Annotated in this window: 22 protein-coding genes and 1 rRNA gene; 15 read left to right on the top strand and 8 right to left on the bottom strand. The window is 67.4% G+C overall.

The genetic code is table 11. The features are described 5' to 3' along the window. Nucleotides 1–19: 19 nt before the first annotated feature. Nucleotides 20–136, top strand: a 5S ribosomal RNA gene (gene rrf, locus ACTHNC_RS08835). Between the two features lie 52 nt (nt 137–188). Here rrf and ACTHNC_RS08830 read toward each other — a convergent pair. Both ACTHNC_RS08830 and ACTHNC_RS08825 read right to left on the bottom strand, forming a co-directional pair. Beyond that, a complete protein-coding gene (locus tag ACTHNC_RS08830; protein WP_440294231.1) occupies nt 189–368 on the bottom strand; it encodes a KTSC domain-containing protein in 180 nt (59 codons plus the stop codon). A 56-nt stretch (nt 369–424) separates the two neighbouring features. Then, complete coding sequence (locus ACTHNC_RS08825; protein ID WP_440294230.1) at nt 425–2,488, bottom strand: hypothetical protein; 2,064 nt, start codon at nt 2,486–2,488, stop codon at nt 425–427. A 276-nt stretch (nt 2,489–2,764) separates the two neighbouring features. Between ACTHNC_RS08825 and ACTHNC_RS08820 the strand changes: the two genes are divergently transcribed. The 3 genes from ACTHNC_RS08820 to ACTHNC_RS08810 all read left to right on the top strand — a co-directional run bounded on the left by ACTHNC_RS08820 (nt 2,765) and on the right by ACTHNC_RS08810 (nt 5,104). Continuing rightward, nucleotides 2,765–3,394, top strand: coding sequence for a hypothetical protein (locus tag ACTHNC_RS08820; RefSeq protein ID WP_440294229.1), 630 nt, complete (start codon nt 2,765–2,767; stop codon nt 3,392–3,394). Nucleotides 3,395–3,398: 4 nt separating this feature from the next. After that, nucleotides 3,399–3,977, top strand: coding sequence for a TetR-like C-terminal domain-containing protein (locus ACTHNC_RS08815; protein ID WP_440294228.1), 579 nt, complete (start codon nt 3,399–3,401; stop codon nt 3,975–3,977). Between the two features lie 230 nt (nt 3,978–4,207). Beyond that, nucleotides 4,208–5,104 (top strand): HNH endonuclease, encoded by an 897-nt coding sequence (locus tag ACTHNC_RS08810; protein WP_440294227.1) that lies wholly within the window; start codon nt 4,208–4,210, stop codon nt 5,102–5,104. A 170-nt stretch (nt 5,105–5,274) separates the two neighbouring features. Here the strand turns inward: ACTHNC_RS08810 and ACTHNC_RS08805 are convergent, their stop codons facing one another. Continuing rightward, nucleotides 5,275–5,679, bottom strand: coding sequence for a GntR family transcriptional regulator (locus tag ACTHNC_RS08805; protein ID WP_440294226.1), 405 nt, complete (start codon nt 5,677–5,679; stop codon nt 5,275–5,277). 24 nt (nt 5,680–5,703) lie between these two features. Here ACTHNC_RS08805 and ACTHNC_RS08800 point away from each other — a divergent pair, with 24 nt between their 5' ends. From ACTHNC_RS08800 to ACTHNC_RS08790, 3 genes are read left to right on the top strand one after another with little or no spacing between them, the layout of a single operon-like run. Further along, nucleotides 5,704–6,120, top strand: coding sequence for a (deoxy)nucleoside triphosphate pyrophosphohydrolase (locus ACTHNC_RS08800; protein ID WP_440294225.1), 417 nt, complete (start codon nt 5,704–5,706; stop codon nt 6,118–6,120). Nucleotides 6,121–6,156: 36 nt separating this feature from the next. Next, entirely contained in the window at nt 6,157–7,368 is a 1,212-nt protein-coding gene (locus ACTHNC_RS08795) for an enolase C-terminal domain-like protein (protein WP_440294224.1), read from the top strand. A 40-nt stretch (nt 7,369–7,408) separates the two neighbouring features. Further along, on the top strand, nt 7,409–8,068 hold the full coding sequence (locus ACTHNC_RS08790; protein ID WP_440294223.1) for a nucleoside/nucleotide kinase family protein: 660 nt from the start codon (nt 7,409–7,411) through the stop codon (nt 8,066–8,068). Between the two features lie 14 nt (nt 8,069–8,082). Here the strand turns inward: ACTHNC_RS08790 and ACTHNC_RS08785 are convergent, their stop codons facing one another. Together ACTHNC_RS08785 and ACTHNC_RS08780 are read right to left on the bottom strand one after the other, a co-directional pair. After that, a complete protein-coding gene (locus ACTHNC_RS08785; RefSeq protein ID WP_440294222.1) occupies nt 8,083–8,472 on the bottom strand; it encodes a nitroreductase family deazaflavin-dependent oxidoreductase in 390 nt (129 codons plus the stop codon). Nucleotides 8,473–8,504: 32 nt separating this feature from the next. Then, nucleotides 8,505–9,008 carry a carboxymuconolactone decarboxylase family protein gene (locus tag ACTHNC_RS08780; RefSeq protein WP_440294221.1) on the bottom strand — a complete coding sequence of 168 codons (504 nt, stop codon included), beginning with the start codon at nt 9,006–9,008 and terminating at the stop codon, nt 8,505–8,507. 95 nt (nt 9,009–9,103) lie between these two features. On the opposite strand from ACTHNC_RS08780, the gene ACTHNC_RS08775 reads away from it, so the two are divergent. Next, complete coding sequence (locus tag ACTHNC_RS08775) at nt 9,104–9,973, top strand: sigma-70 family RNA polymerase sigma factor (RefSeq protein ID WP_440294220.1); 870 nt, start codon at nt 9,104–9,106, stop codon at nt 9,971–9,973. A 12-nt stretch (nt 9,974–9,985) separates the two neighbouring features. Here ACTHNC_RS08775 and ACTHNC_RS08770 read toward each other — a convergent pair whose 3' ends face one another. Both ACTHNC_RS08770 and ACTHNC_RS08765 read right to left on the bottom strand, forming a co-directional pair. Further along, the gene (locus tag ACTHNC_RS08770) at nt 9,986–10,393 is read right to left on the bottom strand and encodes a type II toxin-antitoxin system VapC family toxin (RefSeq protein ID WP_440294219.1); all 408 of its coding nucleotides are present in this window, start codon (nt 10,391–10,393) and stop codon (nt 9,986–9,988) included. Then, complete coding sequence (locus ACTHNC_RS08765) at nt 10,390–10,632, bottom strand: FitA-like ribbon-helix-helix domain-containing protein (protein ID WP_440294218.1); 243 nt, start codon at nt 10,630–10,632, stop codon at nt 10,390–10,392. Before ACTHNC_RS08765 ends, ACTHNC_RS08770 begins: the two co-directional genes overlap by 4 nt. 159 nt (nt 10,633–10,791) lie before the next feature. Here ACTHNC_RS08765 and ACTHNC_RS08760 point away from each other — a divergent pair, with 159 nt between their 5' ends. From ACTHNC_RS08760 to ACTHNC_RS08730, 7 genes are all read left to right on the top strand, one after another. After that, nucleotides 10,792–11,301, top strand: coding sequence for a MarR family winged helix-turn-helix transcriptional regulator (locus ACTHNC_RS08760; RefSeq protein WP_440294217.1), 510 nt, complete (start codon nt 10,792–10,794; stop codon nt 11,299–11,301). Then, nucleotides 11,294–12,589 carry an MFS transporter gene (locus ACTHNC_RS08755; RefSeq protein WP_440294216.1) on the top strand — a complete coding sequence of 432 codons (1,296 nt, stop codon included), beginning with the start codon at nt 11,294–11,296 and terminating at the stop codon, nt 12,587–12,589. The genes ACTHNC_RS08760 and ACTHNC_RS08755 overlap by 8 nt, the downstream gene beginning before the upstream one ends. 114 nt (nt 12,590–12,703) lie before the next feature. Next, nucleotides 12,704–12,991 (top strand): FitA-like ribbon-helix-helix domain-containing protein, encoded by a 288-nt coding sequence (locus ACTHNC_RS08750; protein WP_440294215.1) that lies wholly within the window; start codon nt 12,704–12,706, stop codon nt 12,989–12,991. Between the two features lie 8 nt (nt 12,992–12,999). Further along, the gene (locus ACTHNC_RS08745; RefSeq protein WP_440294214.1) at nt 13,000–13,374 is read left to right on the top strand and encodes a type II toxin-antitoxin system VapC family toxin; all 375 of its coding nucleotides are present in this window, start codon (nt 13,000–13,002) and stop codon (nt 13,372–13,374) included. A 101-nt stretch (nt 13,375–13,475) separates the two neighbouring features. Beyond that, the gene (locus ACTHNC_RS08740; protein WP_440294213.1) at nt 13,476–14,627 is read left to right on the top strand and encodes an acyltransferase family protein; all 1,152 of its coding nucleotides are present in this window, start codon (nt 13,476–13,478) and stop codon (nt 14,625–14,627) included. An 84-nt stretch (nt 14,628–14,711) separates the two neighbouring features. Continuing rightward, nucleotides 14,712–16,028 carry an aspartate kinase gene (locus ACTHNC_RS08735; RefSeq protein ID WP_440294212.1) on the top strand — a complete coding sequence of 439 codons (1,317 nt, stop codon included), beginning with the start codon at nt 14,712–14,714 and terminating at the stop codon, nt 16,026–16,028. Nucleotides 16,029–16,062: 34 nt separating this feature from the next. After that, nucleotides 16,063–16,737 (top strand): pentapeptide repeat-containing protein, encoded by a 675-nt coding sequence (locus tag ACTHNC_RS08730; protein WP_440294211.1) that lies wholly within the window; start codon nt 16,063–16,065, stop codon nt 16,735–16,737. A gap of 9 nt (nt 16,738–16,746) precedes the next feature. Here ACTHNC_RS08730 and ACTHNC_RS08725 read toward each other — a convergent pair whose 3' ends face one another. After that, nucleotides 16,747–17,652 carry an SGNH/GDSL hydrolase family protein gene (locus ACTHNC_RS08725; protein WP_440294210.1) on the bottom strand — a complete coding sequence of 302 codons (906 nt, stop codon included), beginning with the start codon at nt 17,650–17,652 and terminating at the stop codon, nt 16,747–16,749. Nucleotides 17,653–17,680: the final 28 nt, after the last annotated feature.

Raw genomic sequence — 17,680 nt, 5'->3', positions numbered from 1 at the left:
GATCGTAAATCCATAGAGTTACGGCGGCCATAGCGAGAGGGAAACGCCCGGACACATTCCGAACCCGGAAGCTAAGACTCCCAGCGCCGATGGTACTGCAGGGGCGACCCTGTGGGAGAGTAGGACACCGCCGGACACCTTTGTAAGAGGGCCGCTCATTCGTGAGCGGCCCTTCTTGCATTAAGCGGCTATTCGCGTTCGTAGGGGTACTCGTCACGAATGTGATGGCTGAAGTATTCGCCATGGCTTTCGGCTGTCACCAGCCCGTCGTAGACATCCGGCGGAACCTCGAAGTAGCGGTAGATCGAGCCGCTGGCGAACTCGAGCTCGAGAGTGCGAGCATCCTCGTCGTATCCAACGGACCGCAAAACGCTGCTCCTCACGTGATGGCGTTGCATGGCGCGACTCACACGGTTCTGCTCGACTACGGTGTCATGTCGTCGTGCAGCACCACACGGCTGAACTCGAGCCCGCCGTCGGGCATCCGCCAGTAGTGCAGCCGTCGTGCGGATGGCGTGTTCCGCTCGACCTCGACACGCATGCAACGCGCCCCGTCCGGTCGCACCACGGGCGCGTCGTCGCCGCCCGCACCGTTGCGCAGCGCGTGCTCGTTCCACGAGTGCGTAGCTCCCGCCGGGGCCGTGACGATGTCGACGATGCGACGGAGCACTTTGTCGAACTGCCTGTCGTCGATCTTGTCGAGCGACGCCGCGAACTCGGGGCCGAACGTCCATAGTCCGAAACCGGGAATGGGACGGGCTCGTTTGTCGGATGCCGGCACCCGCTCGACCCACGCGGAAAGCACCTCGTGCCGCAGCCACGACTCGTCGTCGGGCCAACGTCCCCGGCGAGATGTCCGGCTTGGCGCATCCCCCGACGATGCGGACCGTCGCGCACCGCGCAGGTGCTTCTGCGCGGCGCGCAGCTGCTCGGCGAGGCGGACCCTGGCTGTCTCGGCGGTGCTGAGCTTGGCGGCGAGTTCGTCCTTGGTGAGCTCGAGCCGCTGGAGGTCACCGCGCAGCCGCTTGGTCTCTGCGCTGGGTGTGCCGGCAGATCGAAGTTGTCGCTCGAGGTCGCGGATCTTCGCATCCCGTGCGGCGACCGCCTGGGTCAGTGACTGCACGAGCGCTTTCCCGGACTGCAACGGTCGCGCCGGGTGGGTGACAGCGGCGGCCGTGTGCGGACCAGGACCGGGAACGGCGTGGATCGCGGTAGGTGCCTGGCCTGCATCGTTGCCATCGGCGGCGGTGACGACCTCGGCGGGCTGGGCATCCAGCTGGCCGGACGCAACGGTGTCGCCACTGATGGCATCGGGCGCGGAAGCTTCCAGCGGTACGTGCGCGCCGGCATCCTGCGCGGCTCGATCACCGGCCGTCGGAAGCGGCCGGCCCTCCTCGAGCCACGATGGTCCGCTGTCGGTCAGGGAGAGCGGCGGCACGATGGGATCGTCGTCGTCCACGTCCCAGAGCGAGAGGTGCAGCGTGCCGTCGGAGAGGTGCTGTATCCGCGCCGGCACGACGTCTCCGGGCGACAGCAGCCCGTCGGCGCGGTCCATCGGGTTGTGCGAGATGTCCCAAGTGGTGACGCCGTGGCGCAGGCGCGGATGCAGCGCGAGGGTAGCGCTGTCGGCATCCGTCTCGACCACGAGCACGAGTGTCACGCCGTGGTGCGGGAAACGCGAGGCGAGTTCGGCGACGCCGGGTGTCGGCAGTTCGACGCCGAGTCGGTGCGAGCCGCGATCGAGGATGCCTGTCACGCGCTGCCCGGGCACGACCACCCAACTCAGAGGGATCGGCGGATACGTGAGCTCCTCGGCGATCGCAGCCAACTCGCCGCTGTCGAGCGCAACGATGGCGCGGGATCCGGTCACGCCAGTGACTGTTCCACGGGCGCGAACGGTCTCGTCGGCGTGTGCCTCGACGAAGAGCCCTGCGGCGTACGCGTGGGCGAGGGCGTCTGCGGCCAGGCGGTCGGTCGCGTGCGGATCGGGGCTGAGTCGCTCGGATCCCTTGCGTACGGCGGTCGAGGGGAAGTGGAGGATGCTCTCCGCGGTCGTTGTGGCGGGCGAGAACCCGACGGGGAAGGAGCGGCCGGCGCCGCCGAAGACGCCGAGCCTGGGCGGCAGCAGGTCGCTGAGGCGGTGGGTCAACGTGCCGGTCTCGACCGTGAAGACCCGCGCGACGGTTCCGACCTGCGCGACGAGGGCATCGACGTCGTGGCGTGGATCGTCCTGCTCGAACGGCGTCGTCACCACGACCCAGGGCTGCGTGCGGTGCTCGTCGTAGAGCGCACGTACTAGCTCGTCGATGGCGTCCGCGGTGGTGATCGCGGTGAGCGTCGAGGTGCCGAGACGGCTGGGCGGTGGGTGCGGAGCCGGGTGTTCACCGGCGTGCGGCTGCGAATGCTCCGGATGTCGGACATCCGTGGTCCGTGCCTCGCGCGCCGCGATGCGCCTGGCCCGCTTGCCGACGGAATTCGCTGTCGTCACGGTGTCGCCCTCCCGCCGGTCCGTCGCTGGATCCGGTGCGCGTCGCCCTCCGGAGGGAGAACGACTACGAAGCCCACGCTACCCGTGAGGTCCCACGCGGGATGCGAGGTGCGAGCGCTCGTCGCAGGCATTCGTAGCCGGGGCCTATTGACAAGTTAAGATATATAACTATAGAGTTATGCACAATAACAAAGGAGGTATCTCATGTCGGCACCAGGGGTACTCGCATCGAGGTCGGCGTCTTCGGCTCGGCGGGGATTGAGAACGAAGGGTTGGTTGCTGACTCGCCCGGCGCTTGCCGGAATCAGCTTCAGCGTGGCGTGGATCATCGGCCTCGTCGTGGTCAGTGCGACCACGGATGTCACGTCCAGCGGTGTGCAGGTCATCGCTGCGTATAGAGGTCAGGCGTTCGCCGGTGTGCTGCAGTATCTCTTTACCGAGGGCCTGCCGCCGGTCGCTCTACTGATCGTGGTCGGCGCTCTCGCCCACCGGATGCGGACGTACGGGCACCCCCGTACCGCAGCCGTCGCGTGGGGCGCGGCGCTGGTCGGCTGCATCGTCTCGTTCGTGCAATTCGTACTCGGGGTTCTGCTGGTCGCCGTTGCGGTGCCGGCCCAGAACGTGGCATCCAGCGGCGCTCTGTCGGATGCGGTGACCCGCCTCGACGGGGTCAAGATGCTGCTGTTCGGCGTGATGAGCGTGGGTGCGTTCATCTATCTGCGCTCGCAGCGCCGGCAGCTGTGGCTGCTCGTAGTCAGCGTGCTGCTGGCGGTGACGATCGTGGTCTCCGGACTCGGGTATCTGCTGACCGTGCCGGCGCTCGCCGATGCCGCGTACGCATCCCTCCCGCTGCTGCTGGTGTGGGTGACCGGCTTTGGTATCGTGCTCGGCCGGAGGGCGCACTGAGACCATGCCGCGCCAAGGACTCACGCCCGCCCGTGTTGTTGCCGAAGCCGCTGCGCTCGCCGACGAGGCAGGACTGGAACAGGTGACGTTCGCGGCGCTGGGCTCGCGGCTGGGAACATCCGCTCCAGCGCTGTACAAACACGTCGACGGGCTCAACGGCCTGCGACGCGAATTGACCTTGTTCGGGCTGAAGCAACTCGGCGAACGGATGAGCGCTGCCGCGGTCGGCAAGTCCCGCGAGGATGCATTGCTCGCCGCTGCTCAGGCATATCGCGACTACGCGCGCGAGCACCCGGGACTGGTGAATCTGGTACTGCAGGCGCCTGAACCGGGCGACGTGCGGCACGAGGCAGCAGCGGTCGCTGGAATGACCGTGATGCGACAGGTGCTGGCCGGCTATGACCTCGGCGAGGAAGATCTGGTGCACGCCGTGCGCGCGCTGCGGGTGATCATGCATGGTTTCGTGGCGCTCGAGCAGGCGGGCGGGTTCGGCCTCCCCGAGTCGTTGGATGAGACCTACCGGCGGCTGGTCGAGGGGCTGCATCGGTCGCTTGTTGGACTGTCCATCCAGTCTCGGCCGTGAAGGGGCGGCGACTCCTTGGCGCTGCCACAGCTAGGCGACGAGGACGTTGATCGGACACCGGAGCGCGTCGTGATGGGAGACATTAGGCCCGCTTGAGCACGGGGGATTCGTCGTCACGCTTGACCCTCCGCCGGATCCGAGATCTGCGACCGACTATTCGACATGAGTTAGCCGATACCCCGACGTGCACCATCATTGGAGTCGAATACACCGGCGAAGAGGAACTGAAGATGGCGCGGATGCGGAGCCGATCCGAGCAAGCGGCGATCAGGCAGGACATATTCCGTTGGCTCGACGAACAGCTCGCGTCCGGAAAGTGGGAACTGACGCGTGCGGAGCTTGAGGCCTATCGATTCGAAGGCGAGCGAATACCTCTGCTCGACACTGGTCGCGGAATCCGCAATCCCGCCGACTTCCACTCGACCCTCACAGTCATGACGAGCTCGAAGAGTCATCCGTACGACGACGAGGTGTTGGACGGCGGAATCATCCGGTACGCGTACCGGGCACAGGACGGCGGCGACAACAAGAAACTAGTCGTCGCATTCCAACAGCGGGACCCGATTGTCTACCTGCAGGGAATCCGAGCGGGCGTCTTCGTCGCACATTACCCGGTCTACATTGTCGAGAACTTGCCCGAACAGCGTTGCGTCATGCTCGCGGTCGACGAGATTTTCCGGTTCTTCGGCGACCCGCTGGAAATGACGGGAGACGCTCGCCGCTACTCTGAGAAAATCGCCCGAGCGCGTCTGCATCAGCCACTCTTCCGTGCGCGGGTGATGCATGCCTACGAAGGGACTTGCGCAGTCTGCTCACTGAAGCATGCAGAGCTACTCGATGCGGCGCACATTATTGGAGATAGCGAAGACGTCGGGTTAGCGATCGTTCCGAACGGTCTTGCTCTGTGCAAGATCCATCACGCCGCATACGACCGCAATCTGCTCGGAATCACGCCCGACTACGAAGTGCGCATCGACCGTGACCTTCTCGACGAGGTCGACGGCCCGATGTTGCGGCACGGGCTTCAGGATATGCACGGACGCACGCTGAGTATTCCGCGTCGAAAGGTCGACTGGCCGGATGAGCAGCGACTCGCGTTGCGCTACGAGCAGTTCAGCGGAGCGTGATGTCGTGAACGATCTGGGCCGTAGAACGTCTTTAGCGCACTCGAGTTGCCCCTGCGATGCCCGGCAAGCTGGGCGTCATATCGATTGAATTCGGCATTGGTTATGGAAGGTTCGCTGGCGCAAATACGGGCTATCGCTCGCGGCGTTTGGCACCGTCAGACGCACAACGATCAGCCACGGCTTGAGGCGGTGTCTCCAACGCCAGGGCGTCCGGCGTTCCGCTGCAGGTACGCAATCGTTCGCTCGAGGTTGAAGCCGAGCGAGGCCATGGTCTCCAGGTAGTCGCTCGTCAGCTCTGCTGCCTTTCGGTGCGTCTCGTTCCCGGCGAGATCTTCGGCGATCGTGGTGCCGTTTCGGCCTTGCGTCTGCAGGTATCCGGACGCCTCGAGCTCCTTGTACACGCGGGCCACGGTGTTCGGCGCCAGCTCGAGGTCGCTGGCGAGCTGACGCACGGATGGAAGCTTGTCGCCGGGCAATAGCTCACCCGAGTTGATCTGCGCGATCAGCTGGTCGCGCAACTGCTCCCAGAGCGGTTCGGACAGTGACGGGTCGATGGTCAGCACGTTGGCCAGCATGTCACGCTCCGCCACACTGGACGAGTGACCACCGTCATCCCCGTCGTCGCCGCTGTGATCACGCGCGGCGACCTCGTACTCGCGTGCCGCCGCAATGCGGAGCGCGAGGCGGGCGGGTTGTGGGAGTTCCCGGGCGGCAAGGTCGAGGCGGGGGAGTCCCCACAGGATGCGCTGGTGCGGGAGATCCGCGAGGAACTCGGGGTGGGCATCCGCGTCGGGGCCCTGCTGCACCGAGGCGCAACGCCGATGAACGGACGGATCGTCAAGCTCAGCTGCTACTGGGCGACGCTGACGGATGCCGCACCCTCCGCGAGCACGGATCACGACGGCATCCAGTGGTTCCGCCGCGACGAGTTGCACGAGGTCGACTGGCCGGAGCCGGATCGTGCCGCGGTGGCGTTGCTCGCGGGCGGTGCCACGCTCCCGGGCCCAACGCCATAGCCTCGGAGCAATCCCTTTCCGTGCCGAGGAGGCAACATGCGTACCCTGCGGATCGTCGACCTCGAGGTGCACAGGATCACCGGGCCGAATCCGCGGTACTCGGAGGGTGCGTATCCCGAGGGCGACCGGCAGCGGCAGGTGCAGGCCATCGACCTGTACGAGGATGTCCGCGAGCCCCTTCGTGTGCCCGCCGCTGACACTCACGAGCCGCGCACGATCTCGCGATACTACTTGCGCATCGTCGCGGATGGCGACGCGTACGGCTTCTACGGGCCGATCGATGAGCTTCCCGGAAAGGTCGTGCTCGACGTCTACCGCGAGCTGCTGATCGGGCAGGACGCGCTGGCATCCGCCACCATCTGGGACCAGCTGGAACGTGTCGACCGGCACAGCAGGCACGGTCTGCACAAGGCGGCGATCTCGGCCATCGACAACGCGCTGTGGGATCTGCGGGGCCGCGTTTTCGATGCTCCGGTCTGGCAGCTGCTCGGGGGAGGGTCGCGGCACAGCATTCCGGCGTATGCGAGCATGCTCGCCACCCCGCTCGATCCGGAGTCGATCGCAACTGCGGCAAAGGCGGTGCAGACCGAGGGGTATGCCGGTCAGAAGTGGTTCTTCGAGCACGGGCCGGCGAGCGGACCGGCAGGGCTGGCGGCGAACGTCGATCTCGTGCGGCAGGTGCGCGAGGCAGTCGGCGACGACGAACCGATCATGTTCGACGCGTATCACGGCTGGGATCTGCCGTTCGCCCGCGCCTGGGCACAAGGCGCGGAGCAGTACCGGCCGGACTGGCTCGAGGAGCCTCTGTTGCCGAACCGGCACGCGGCGTTCGCCGACCTGCGGCGCTCGACGCGCATCCCGCTTGCGACCGGTGAGCACGTGTACGACCGGCAGGAGGCGCTCGACCTCATGCGGGACGGCTCGATTCAGGTGCTGCAGGCAGATCCGGAGTGGTGCGGCGGCGTGACGGAACTCACCAGGATGGCCGCCCTTGCCGAGACGTTCGGCGTCGCGCTGATCCCGCACGGGCATGGCATCCACGCGGCGCTGCACGTGATCGCCGCGCAGTCTCCCGAGGTCTGCCCGAAGGCGGAGTACCTGCTGCGGCACATGCCGTTCCGCCACCATTTCGAAGCGGATGCTCCTGCTCCGGTCTCCGGCGCGTTCACGCTGCCGACCGAGGCGGGCTTCGGCATTGAACTGGACGAGTCGAAGATCGAGCGCGACGAGCTGTTGCCCGTCGCGTAACGGCGCCAAGCCGGAGGCCGGCTACGGCATGATCGGATGCATGACCGAGCCGAGCGCACCGAGGCTCGACGGCCTCGTCGACCGGATGCTCGCGCTCGCCGAGGCGCAGGCATCCGCGGGCCGCGTCATTCTGGGCATCGTCGGCGCGCCGGGCGCAGGCAAGTCGACCCTCGCGGCCGAGCTCGCCAAGGACGCCGCCCAGCGCGGCCGCGGACACGAGGTGGCCGTACTCCCGATGGACGGCTTCCACCTCGCCGACGCGGCTCTCACGCGGCTCGGCCGTCTCGACCGCAAGGGCGCCATCGACACGTTCGACGGCCATGGTGTGCTGGCCATGCTGCGTCGTGTCCGCGATGAGCGCGACCACACGGTGTACGCACCCGCGTTCGAGCGTGACCTCGAGCAGCCCATCGCCGGGAGCATCCCGATCGAGCCCTCGGCGCGCGTCGTGATCGTGGAGGGCAACTACCTGCTCGACGCGGAGGAGCCGTGGCGGAGCATCCGCTCGTTGCTCGGCGAGGCGTGGTTCGTCGAGGCGCCGAACGACGTGCGGGTGCCGCGACTGATCGCACGGCACGAGCAGTTCGGCAAGAGCCCGGCGGATGCCCGCGCCTGGGTCGAGCGCGTCGACGAACCGAACGCGCGCCGCATCACGGCCTGTCGCGATCGTGCCGACCTGGTCGTGCGGCTCCCCGCGTAAGCGCGACCCGTGACTCAGGCGGCGTCGCGACGCAGCACGATGGCGCCGGGCATCCGTCGCAGCACGAAGCGGAACAGCGGCTTCGCCAGGGCGGATGCCTCCGCCGCGTCGACGATGCGCGGCGCGGTGGTGCTCTGGTCGCGTCCCTTCCAGGTGATCGTCGCGCCGTCGGCGGCGACCACGTTCCTGGCCCAGTTCGTCGTGGTGCCCCAGGGCAGGCCGATGAGGATCAGCGACTTGTCGGCTGTGGGGACGACCGCGACCGGTGTGGCATAGTCGGCGCCGCTTCGGCGTCCACGATGATGCACGACGGCCCAGAGCGGGAACCAGCGCCGCCCAGCGAGCGAGCGGGCGACCGGCTCGAACGCGCGCTGAGCGGCGGGGCGGGGCTTCTCCTCGGTCATGTCTCCAGCATGCGCGCCGCCACGGGCATCCGTCACCGCTTGCCGGCGGGCTGGTGGATGGCCGCGTTGATGCGGTTCCACGCGTTGATCGTGCAGATCGAGAACAGCAGTGCGGCGATCTCGCGCTTGCTGAACACGGCGGAGACCTCGTTCCAGAGCTCGTCGGGCACGGCATCCGTCTTGTCGGCTACCCGCGTCACGGCCTCCGTGAAGGCCAGGGCGGCGCGCTCCCGGGCGGTGAAGTACGGCGCCTCACGCCAGGACGCGACGGCGGCGATGCGCTCCTCGGAGGTGCCGTCCACCTCGCGCAGCTCGCGGGTGTGCTCGACGGTGCACCACGAGCATCCGTTGATCTGGCTCGCCCGCAGGGTCACCAGATGCAGGATCATCTCCGGGATGTCCGTGGATGCCGCCACCTTGTTCATGGCTGCCAGCGCATCCATACCGCCCTCGAGAAGAAACGCGGGGTGAGGCATGCGGGCACGTACCTGCACGATGGTGTCGGCGTCGACCGGGTTCTGCTGCGTGTCGGTCATGGTGTTCTCCTTATTCATCGGATGTCACGCCGCCGCGATTTCGGCGGTCATAACGGGGACGACATGATTGACCCGCGACCGGAAGGAAACGTGACATGACCGACCAGGATTTCTTGGCCGCGCAATTCGAGAGGCACCGCGCACGCCTGCATCACCTCGCCTACCGCATGCTCGGTTCGGACGCCGAAGCCGACGACGCTGTGCAGGAGACGTGGCTCCGGCTCTCCCGCACGGGCGGCGACGACATCGACAACCTGGGCGGATGGCTCACCACCGCCGCGTCCCGCGTGTGCCTGAACATCCTCCGGTCGCGCGCGACCCGCGAGGAGACCGAGTACGAGGAGACGCTGCCCGACCCTGTCGTGGAGCCGGTGCGGGCGGCGGGCGACCCCGAGGCATCCGCACAGCTGTCGGACGCGGTGGAGACGGCGCTTCTGCTCGTGCTCGACCGACTGAGCCCCGCCGAGCGCGTCGCATTCGTGCTGCACGACACGTTCGACGTGCCGTTCGAGCAGATCGGTGAGCTGCTGGAGCGCTCGCCGGAGGCCGTGCGCCAGTTGGCCAGCCGAGCCAGGCGAAGGGTGCGCGCGGATGACGGCACTCTGGATGCCTCCAACGGCTCGCGCGGGCACCGCCTGGTCGACGCGTTCTTCGCGGCGGCCCGCCAGGGCGACTTCGACCGCCTGGTCGCCGTTCTCGCCCCGGATGCCACGCTGCGGGTCGAGGACGGCGTCTCAGCGACGCTCATCGTGCGCGGTGGCGCTCAGATCGCGTCGCGCGCCATGATGTTCGCCAACCCGCGCGCCGTGCTCGAGCCCGTGCTCATCGACGGGCTGCCTGGCGTGCTGGTGACGGTGGAGGGGCGGCCGGTGTCGCTGATGGCCTTCCGGGTGGACGGGAGCCGGGTGCTCGGGATCGACGCGTACTCGGGGGAGCGGCTCGCAGGCATCCGTCTGCCGGCGTGAGTGCGGGAGCGGTCACTCGTACGGATTCACGACGGGGCACCCACAGCCCTCGAAGTCCGGAACGTTCCGCGTTGCAACCGTGGCACGATGCGTGCGTGAGATCGCGGCGATCTGCCCGTCGAGCACGCCTATGGGGCGGCCCGCCGATATGCGTGCAGCGACGAGTTCGCCGTATGCATCCGCTGCACGCTCATCGAACGGCAAAGTGCGCTCACGGATCTCGTCGAAGAGCGCATCCGCCCGTTCGGAGAGGCTTCGTCGCCGCCGGCTCTCCGCCAGCCGCGCGATGCCGAAGCGCACTTCCGCTCGCGTGACGGTCGTCGTGTAAATGTCCGCAGGAGCGACGGTGGCGAGCCAGTCGTCAATGCCGTGATCTCCGGCCATGAGCGCAGAGAACACGTTGGTGTCGATGACGATCATGAGCCGAACTCCACCGAGCGCTGAGTCTCGTCGGCCTGTTCGCGAGGCGCCAGGGTGAGCGGATCGTCGCCGAAGTGTCGGCGGATGCTGTCCACCAGCGCCAGAGGCTCGGGCTCGTCCACTGCGGCGGCGAGAATGGCGCGCGCCTCGGACTCCATCGACCGCCCGTGCTTCGCCGCTCGCTCCTTGAGCTTGGCCTTCACGGTCGGATCCAGGTTTCTTACGGTCAGGATCTCCACCCCCTCAACGCTACTCCAGCACTCACCGGAGTGCATGCGATGCATGCATTACGGAATTGTGGAGAACGCGAGGTTTCTCACGCCGGAGGGCGACGAGGCATGCAATCTGCGATTGCGCTCGACTTCCGCGTGATCTAACAGGGCTGTTATATTAGCGCTGTGACAACTTCCAACGATCCGGAGCCACGGCCGAAGCGCGTCAGTGAGCTGCCGAGCACCATGCGTCCGCTGAAGACGGTCAGACAGCGCATGGACGACGGGATCGCCGAGGCCTACGAACGTATGGGCATCGAGGGGGTGCGACCTCGATTCAGCATGGCCGTGATGTTCCTCGACGACCGGGACATGAGCATCCGTGACCTCGCTGAGCGGTGCGGCGTGACGCACTCCGCCATGAGCCAGTCCGTCTCGGCGATGCGCAAGGCGGGCCTGGTCGAGTCGGAACCCGGAGCGGATGCCCGCAGTCGCGTCATCTCGCTCACCGCGCGCGGCAAGGAGGTTGCCGCGGTGTTCTGGCGGGAGTGGTACGCGACGGAGGCGGCGGTGCGCGAGGTGGCGACGGAAGCGGGCGTCGACCTCGACGAGATCGCGGCCGGCATGGATGCCGCGCTCGACCGCGAGTCGTTCGCCGATCGAGTGCTCCGGCACCTGGGCGCGATCGATGGGTGAGGCGCGACGGCGCCTGCGGGAGCACCTCGTCGACATCCGTCCGCTCCGGGAGATTCCCGCATTCCGGGCGTTCTGGATCGGCACCACCATCTCGAGCTTCGGCAGCCAGCTGAGCGCGTTCGCACTGCTCTACTACGTGTGGGAGCTGTCGCACTCCGCCGCGCTCGTCGGCCTGACCGGCGTCGTGCGCGCCGTTCCGCTGGCGGTCTGCGGCCTGCTCGGCGGCACGCTCGCCGACCGGATGAACCGCCGCACGCTCCTCCTGACCATGCGGCTGGCACAGATGGCGTCGGCGGCGACGCTGGCCGTGCTCGTGATCGTCGGGGTCGCGAACGTGCCGATCGTGTACGCGTTCATGGCGATCGGCGCGGGGCTGGCATCCATCTCGGTCCCGTCGAGCCAGACGTTCGCACCGCGACTGCTCGACGGCGAACGCCTCAGTGCGGGGCTGGCGCTCATGCGGCTCTCGTCGCAGTTCGCGATGCTCGCCGGACCGTTCGTGGCGGGCATCCTCGTCGACACTCTCGGCGTCGGCATTTGCCTCGCAGTCGACGGCGTCACGTTCATCGCCGCTCTCTGGGGCATCGTGAGCCTGCCGAAGGCCGTCGGCGAGCCACAGCGCGACACGGGCGCGGGCAAGTCGGAGCGTGGCATCCTCGGCGCCGTGCGCTACCTCGTGCGTACACCGGTGCTCGTCGGCGCGTTCGTCGCCGACCTCAACGCGACAGTGCTGGCCATTCCGACCGCACTGTTCCCGGTGATCAACGCCGAGCGGTTCGGTGGGTCGCCGATCACGCTCGGGTTCATGCTGCCCGCGATCGGGCTGGGCGGCATCCTCGCAGGCGTGCTCTCCGGGCGTATCACCCGCCAGCCCAGGCAGGGCGTCGTGATGGTGGTGTGCTGCGCGATCTGGGGCGCGGGCATCGCGCTGTTCGGGCTGAGCGGATGGCTGCCCCTAGCGCTCCTCGGCCTCGTGATCGCGGGCGCCGCCGACACGGGCACAGTGGTGAGCCGGGGCACTATCGTGCAGCGTTCGACTCCGGATGCTCTGCGCGGTCGCATGAACTCGCTCGACTTCCTCGTCGGTGCCGGCGGACCGAGCCTCGGTGATCTGCGAGCCGGCATGGTGGCATCCGCGACCTCCGGCGCCGTCGCGGCGGTGAGCGGCGGACTCGCGTGCGTGGTCGGTGCAGGAGTGATCGCGGCCGCCATCCCGAGCTTGCGCTCCTGGCGCGGCGATGCCGCCGAGCGGAGGACCGCGGTCGCGCCCTCCACAGTCGATGGCTGAGTGAGGATTCCACGGCTTGCCGTTTTCGTCAGTCCACCGCGTTGCACGAGCTTCACTTGAAGCGGCACCGAACTCATGCATGCAAATCGCATGCACTCGGCGCAGAATGGAGGCATGCCTGTGACGATCACGATTCGGTCGGTCCCGGACGATGTGCGGAACGCGCTCGCTGCCCGGGCCAAGCGGCAGGGAAAGTCGCTGCAGGAGTACCTGCAGGGCGAACTGAGGAACCTCGCGGGGAAACCGACAGCCGAGGAATGGTTCGACGAAGTGCGCAGGACAATGTCGAAGTACCCGAGGTCGGAGTTGTCGGGCGATGAGATCGTGGAGTTGATCCATCAGGACCGGGAAGAGCGAGATTCTCTGATCATCGAACGTGTAGAGGGCAAGTGGCTCGAATGAGACGGTACGTGATCGATGCATCCGTGTTGGTGGAAGCGATCGGTGGCGGGGACGTTGCTTCCCTGGCGAGCCGAGGTTCACAGTTCTTCGAGCCGAGCGTGCTGCCGTACGAGGTCGCCAACGTGCTTCGCAAGCTCCGTTCGAAAAGTCCGCACGGGAGGCAGAAGCAGAACGACGCGTTCAGTCTGCTGATGAGGTTTCCCGCTGTCTATTGGCCCTGGGATGCGGTCGCATGGCGAGTGTGGGAGCTCCGCCACAACCTCACGTCGACGGACGCGAGTTATGTGGCCGTTGCCGAAATGACGGATTCTACGCTGGTGACGCGTGATCGACGCCTGGCGGCGGCGCCCGGAATCCGCTGCGCCGTGGAAGTACTCCCTTGAACGCGCGAGTCTTCGGGCAGCATCAGAATTCTCGCGCCGCACGAAGGCGGCATCCAGGCAGACCATAACGCCGCCGGAACTTCGGCGTTCAGCCTGTCGGTATGCAGGGGGCGAGCGCGCAGAGTGTGACGCGCATCCGTCCCGAGATCCAGGCGCTGCGAGCGCTCGCCGTCGTCGGCACGATCACGTATCACACCTGGCCGGGCTACATTCCAGGCGGGGATGCCGGTGTCGACGTCTTCTTCGTCGTCTCCGGATTCCTGATCACGGGGATGCTCGTGCGCGAGGTCGATCGCACCGGCCGCATCTCGTTCCGGCGGTTCTACGAACGCCGCGTCCGACGGTTGCTTCCCGCTGCGTACGCCGTGATCGCGTTCAGCGTGATCATGACGCTCACGTTCGTGCCGCGCATCCAGTGGTCGTATTTCTTCCACGAGATGATGATGGCTGCGCTCGGCATCGAGAACTGGAGCGAGCTGGTGAACTCGCAGAGCACGAACCCCGTGCTGCGCGATCTGCCGCCCACGCCCGTTCTGCACTACTGGTCGCTGGGCGTCGAGGAACAGTTCTATCTGGTGTGGCCGGCGCTCATCCTGCTCACGGTGTGGCTCGTGCGGCGCAGTCGTCGGAAGGGTCAGGGATTCCGGACGCAGCTGCGCTGGGTGTTCGGGGTCGTCGCGATCGGCTCGTTCATCGACTGCGTGATCGCCACGTACGGCAACGTGAACCTCGGCTACTTCGCGCCGAACGCACGCGCGTGGGAGCTGGCGGTCGGAGGGCTGCTCGCGCTCACGCCCGGACTCGGCCGGCTGCCGATGCGGGCGAGGGTCGTGCTCGGTTGGGCGGGTCTCGCCGCGATCGTCGGCACGTACCTGCTCGTGTGGGATCAGCACCACTTCCCTGGCTGGTACGCGCTGTTCCCGGTGGCGGGAGCGGTCGCGGTCATCGCGGGTGGCACGCCTGTCAACAGGTGGTCGCCGGCATACCTGGCGCAGTGGGCGCCGATCCAGTCGTTCGGCGATGCCTCGTACTCGATCTACCTCTGGCACTGGCCGATCATCTTCCTGTTCCCGTTTGTGTCGGGGCGTCCGACGCCGTGGTGGGGCGTGCTCATGCTGATCGTGCTGGGAGTGGCCGTCGGGTTCGTCTCCAAGCGCTGGATCGAGGACCCGCTACGCACCGGAACCCGCGCTCGCGTGACAGCTCGCGACGAAGGCGTAACACGCGCTGAGCACGATCCGGCGCATACGTAGAATTGGGATACCAGCGCGAGGTGCCGGCATCCGCGTGCCTCGCATCCACTCGACTGGTGCATCCCACCCTTCAGGAGTCTTTACGTGGCCTTGATCGTGCAGAAGTACGGCGGCTCGTCCGTCGCCGACCCCGAGAGCATCAAACGGGTGGCCAAGCGCATCGTCGAGACGCGCAAAGCCGGCAACGAGGTGGTCGTCGCGGTCAGCGCCATGGGCGACACGACGGACGAGCTGATCGACCTCGCCCACGAGGTGACGCCCATTCCGGAGCCGCGTGAGCTCGACATGCTGCTCACCGCGGGCGAGCGCATCTCGATGGCTCTGCTGGCGATGGCGATCAAGTCGATGGGATACGACGCGCGTTCCTTCACCGGCAGTCAGGCCGGCATGATCACGGATGCCCGCCACGGTGCCGCGCGCATCGTCGACGTCACGCCCGGGCGCATCCGCGAGGCACTCGACGACGGTGCGATCGTGATCGTCGCGGGATTCCAGGGCTTCAGCCGTGAGTCGAGGGACATCACGACGCTCGGACGCGGGGGGTCGGACACCACGGCGGTGGCGCTGGCGGCGGCGCTCGACGCATCCGTCTGCGAGATCTACACGGATGTCGACGGGGTCTTCACGTCCGACCCGCGCGTCGTGCCGCTGGCCCGCAAGATCGACCACATCACGAGCGAGGAGATGCTCGAGCTGGCCGCGGCGGGCGCGAAGGTGCTGCATATACGCGCGGTGGAATATGCGCGGCGACACGGTGTGACCTTGCACGTGCGCTCATCGTTCAACAACAGCGAAGGCACCTACGTGCTCAACGAGGCATCCGGCGACTACGCCGAGAAGCTCGAGGCGCTGCAGGAAAAGCTCCAGAAGAGAGGCAACACAGTGGAAGAGCCGATCATCGCCGGCGTGGCCACCGACCTGAGCGAGGCCAAGATCACGGTCGTCGGTGTGCCGGATGTTCCGGGCAAGGCCGCCTACATCTTCAAGGTGGTCGCCAAGACCAACGCCAACATCGACATGATCGTGCAGAACGTCTCTGCGGCGGCCACGAGTCTCACCGACATCTCGTTCACCCTGCCCAAGGGTGACGGGCAGAAGGTGCTGCAGGCCCTGCGCGCCGAACAGCCGGACGTGGGGTTCCAGTCGCTGCAGTACGACGACCAGATCGGCAAGCTCGCCCTGGTCGGCGCCGGCATGCGGTCGAACGCGGGCGTCTCGGCCAAGCTGTTCGAGGCGCTCTACACGGCCGGCATCAACATCGAGATGATCTCCACCAGCGAGATCCGCATCTCGGTCGTGACCCGCGCCGACTCGGTGGCCGAGGCGGCGCGCGTCGTACACAAGGCGTTCGGGCTCGACGCGGACACCGAGGCCGTCGTGTACGCGGGCACCGGGCGGTAATCCTGACGGGAGTGGTGCGTGCTACGGTCGCGCCATGCCGCGTGCCAAGACCCTGCAGTCGCCTCGCATCGACCCGCTCTTGCTCGAGGAGCTGACGGACGCCGACCCCTCCGACCTGCTCGCTCGCCGCGCGCACGAGGCGCTTCGCTTCGCCCCGAGCGCCGAAGACTCTCGGGCGCTGACCGGTGCCGACATCCCGAGCATCGACCTCTCGGAATGCGAGCTCGGCGGGCTCGATCTCTCGGACACCAGGATCGTCGACTCGCGCATGCGGGAGACCCGGCTCGACGGGGTGACGGCGTCCGTGCTCGCGGCGCAGGGTGCCGACTGGCGCGACGTCGAGCTGCGCAGCTCTCGCATCGGTGCGATCGAGGTGTACGAGAGCACGTGGAACTCGGTCCGCCTACAGGGTTGCAAGCTCGGGTTCGTGAACCTGCGCGGATCCGAACTCGTCGACGTGGCGTTCGAGGACTGCACCATCGGTGAACTCGACCTCGGCGGCGCGACGGCTCAACGCGTCGGGTTCGCGGGCTGCAGGATCGGCCTGCTGGAGGCATCCAACTGCCGGCTCACCGACGTCGACCTTCGCGGCGCCGACCTGGACGTGGTGCGCGGCATCGCGTCCCTCAAGGGTGCGACCGTGTCGTTCGAGCAGCTCATGACGCTGGCGCCAGCGCTCGCCGACGAGCTGGGGCTGCGCGTGGAGTGAGCGGTTCCGTCAACCAGCGGGATTGGTGAGGGCGGAGAGCGTCTTCGCGTACTGGGTGTAGCCGTCGGCGGTCGGGTGGTACGCGTCGATGCCGGAGAGCACGAACCACGGCTTCTTCGCGTTGACGCCGTGGCCGCGGAACTGAACGTCGACGAAGTGGATGTCCGTGCCCACCGCCCGCTGCTTCGCCACCGCCTTCGCGATGGTCGCGTCGAGTGACGCGACGGCCGTGTCAACGGCGATGGCGGCCGACAGCTCCTCGGAGCCCAGTGTGTTCTCGTTGATGGCCGGCAAGTCGTAGAACAGCGGGTAGTCGGCGACGAGGATGCGTGCGTGCGGCGCCGCCTTCGCGATCGCCTGGTACGTCTTCTCGAGTTTCGGCGCGAGCGTGTGCAGCAGTGCGACCGAGGCCGCCACCGCGGTCTTGCAGGCATCCGTCTCGCCGCGACCGCACGCCGATGGCAGCACGCTGACGTCGAGATCGTTGCCTCCGATCGTGATCGTGACGAGATCGATCTGCGGGTCGAGCGCGTCGATCTGATGGTCGAGCACGTCGGAGGTGGTCGCGCCGGAGCAGGCGACGAACCGGGAGAGCACGATCGTCTTCGACTTCGCCAACTGCTGCGGGAACGCGTGCGGGCTGCGGCGGCACCTGCCGCTCGCGTCGCCGCCGCCCATCCCCGCCGAGTACGAGTCGCCGAGCGCCGCGTACCGCAGCGGGTCGGATGCTGTTCCCTTGCGCAGCGTCGACGTCGGGGCCGGCGTCGGCGTGCTGCTGGTGGGCGCCTTGGGCGCGCCGGAGTCGTCGACGTCTCCGGTGCCGGACTGCGAGCATCCGGCGAGGACCAGTGCCGTCAGCGCTGCTGCGACGAGCGCCACGGCGCGTGCACGTGCGGTTCGGGTTCGCTTGCGCATTCTGCGAGGGTAGTGCGGGCGTCCCGAA

The organism is Humibacter sp. (assembly GCF_051954055.1).
Lineage (GTDB): Bacteria > Actinomycetota > Actinomycetes > Actinomycetales > Microbacteriaceae > Humibacter.
This window is presented reverse-complemented; position numbering and strand designations above follow the sequence as displayed.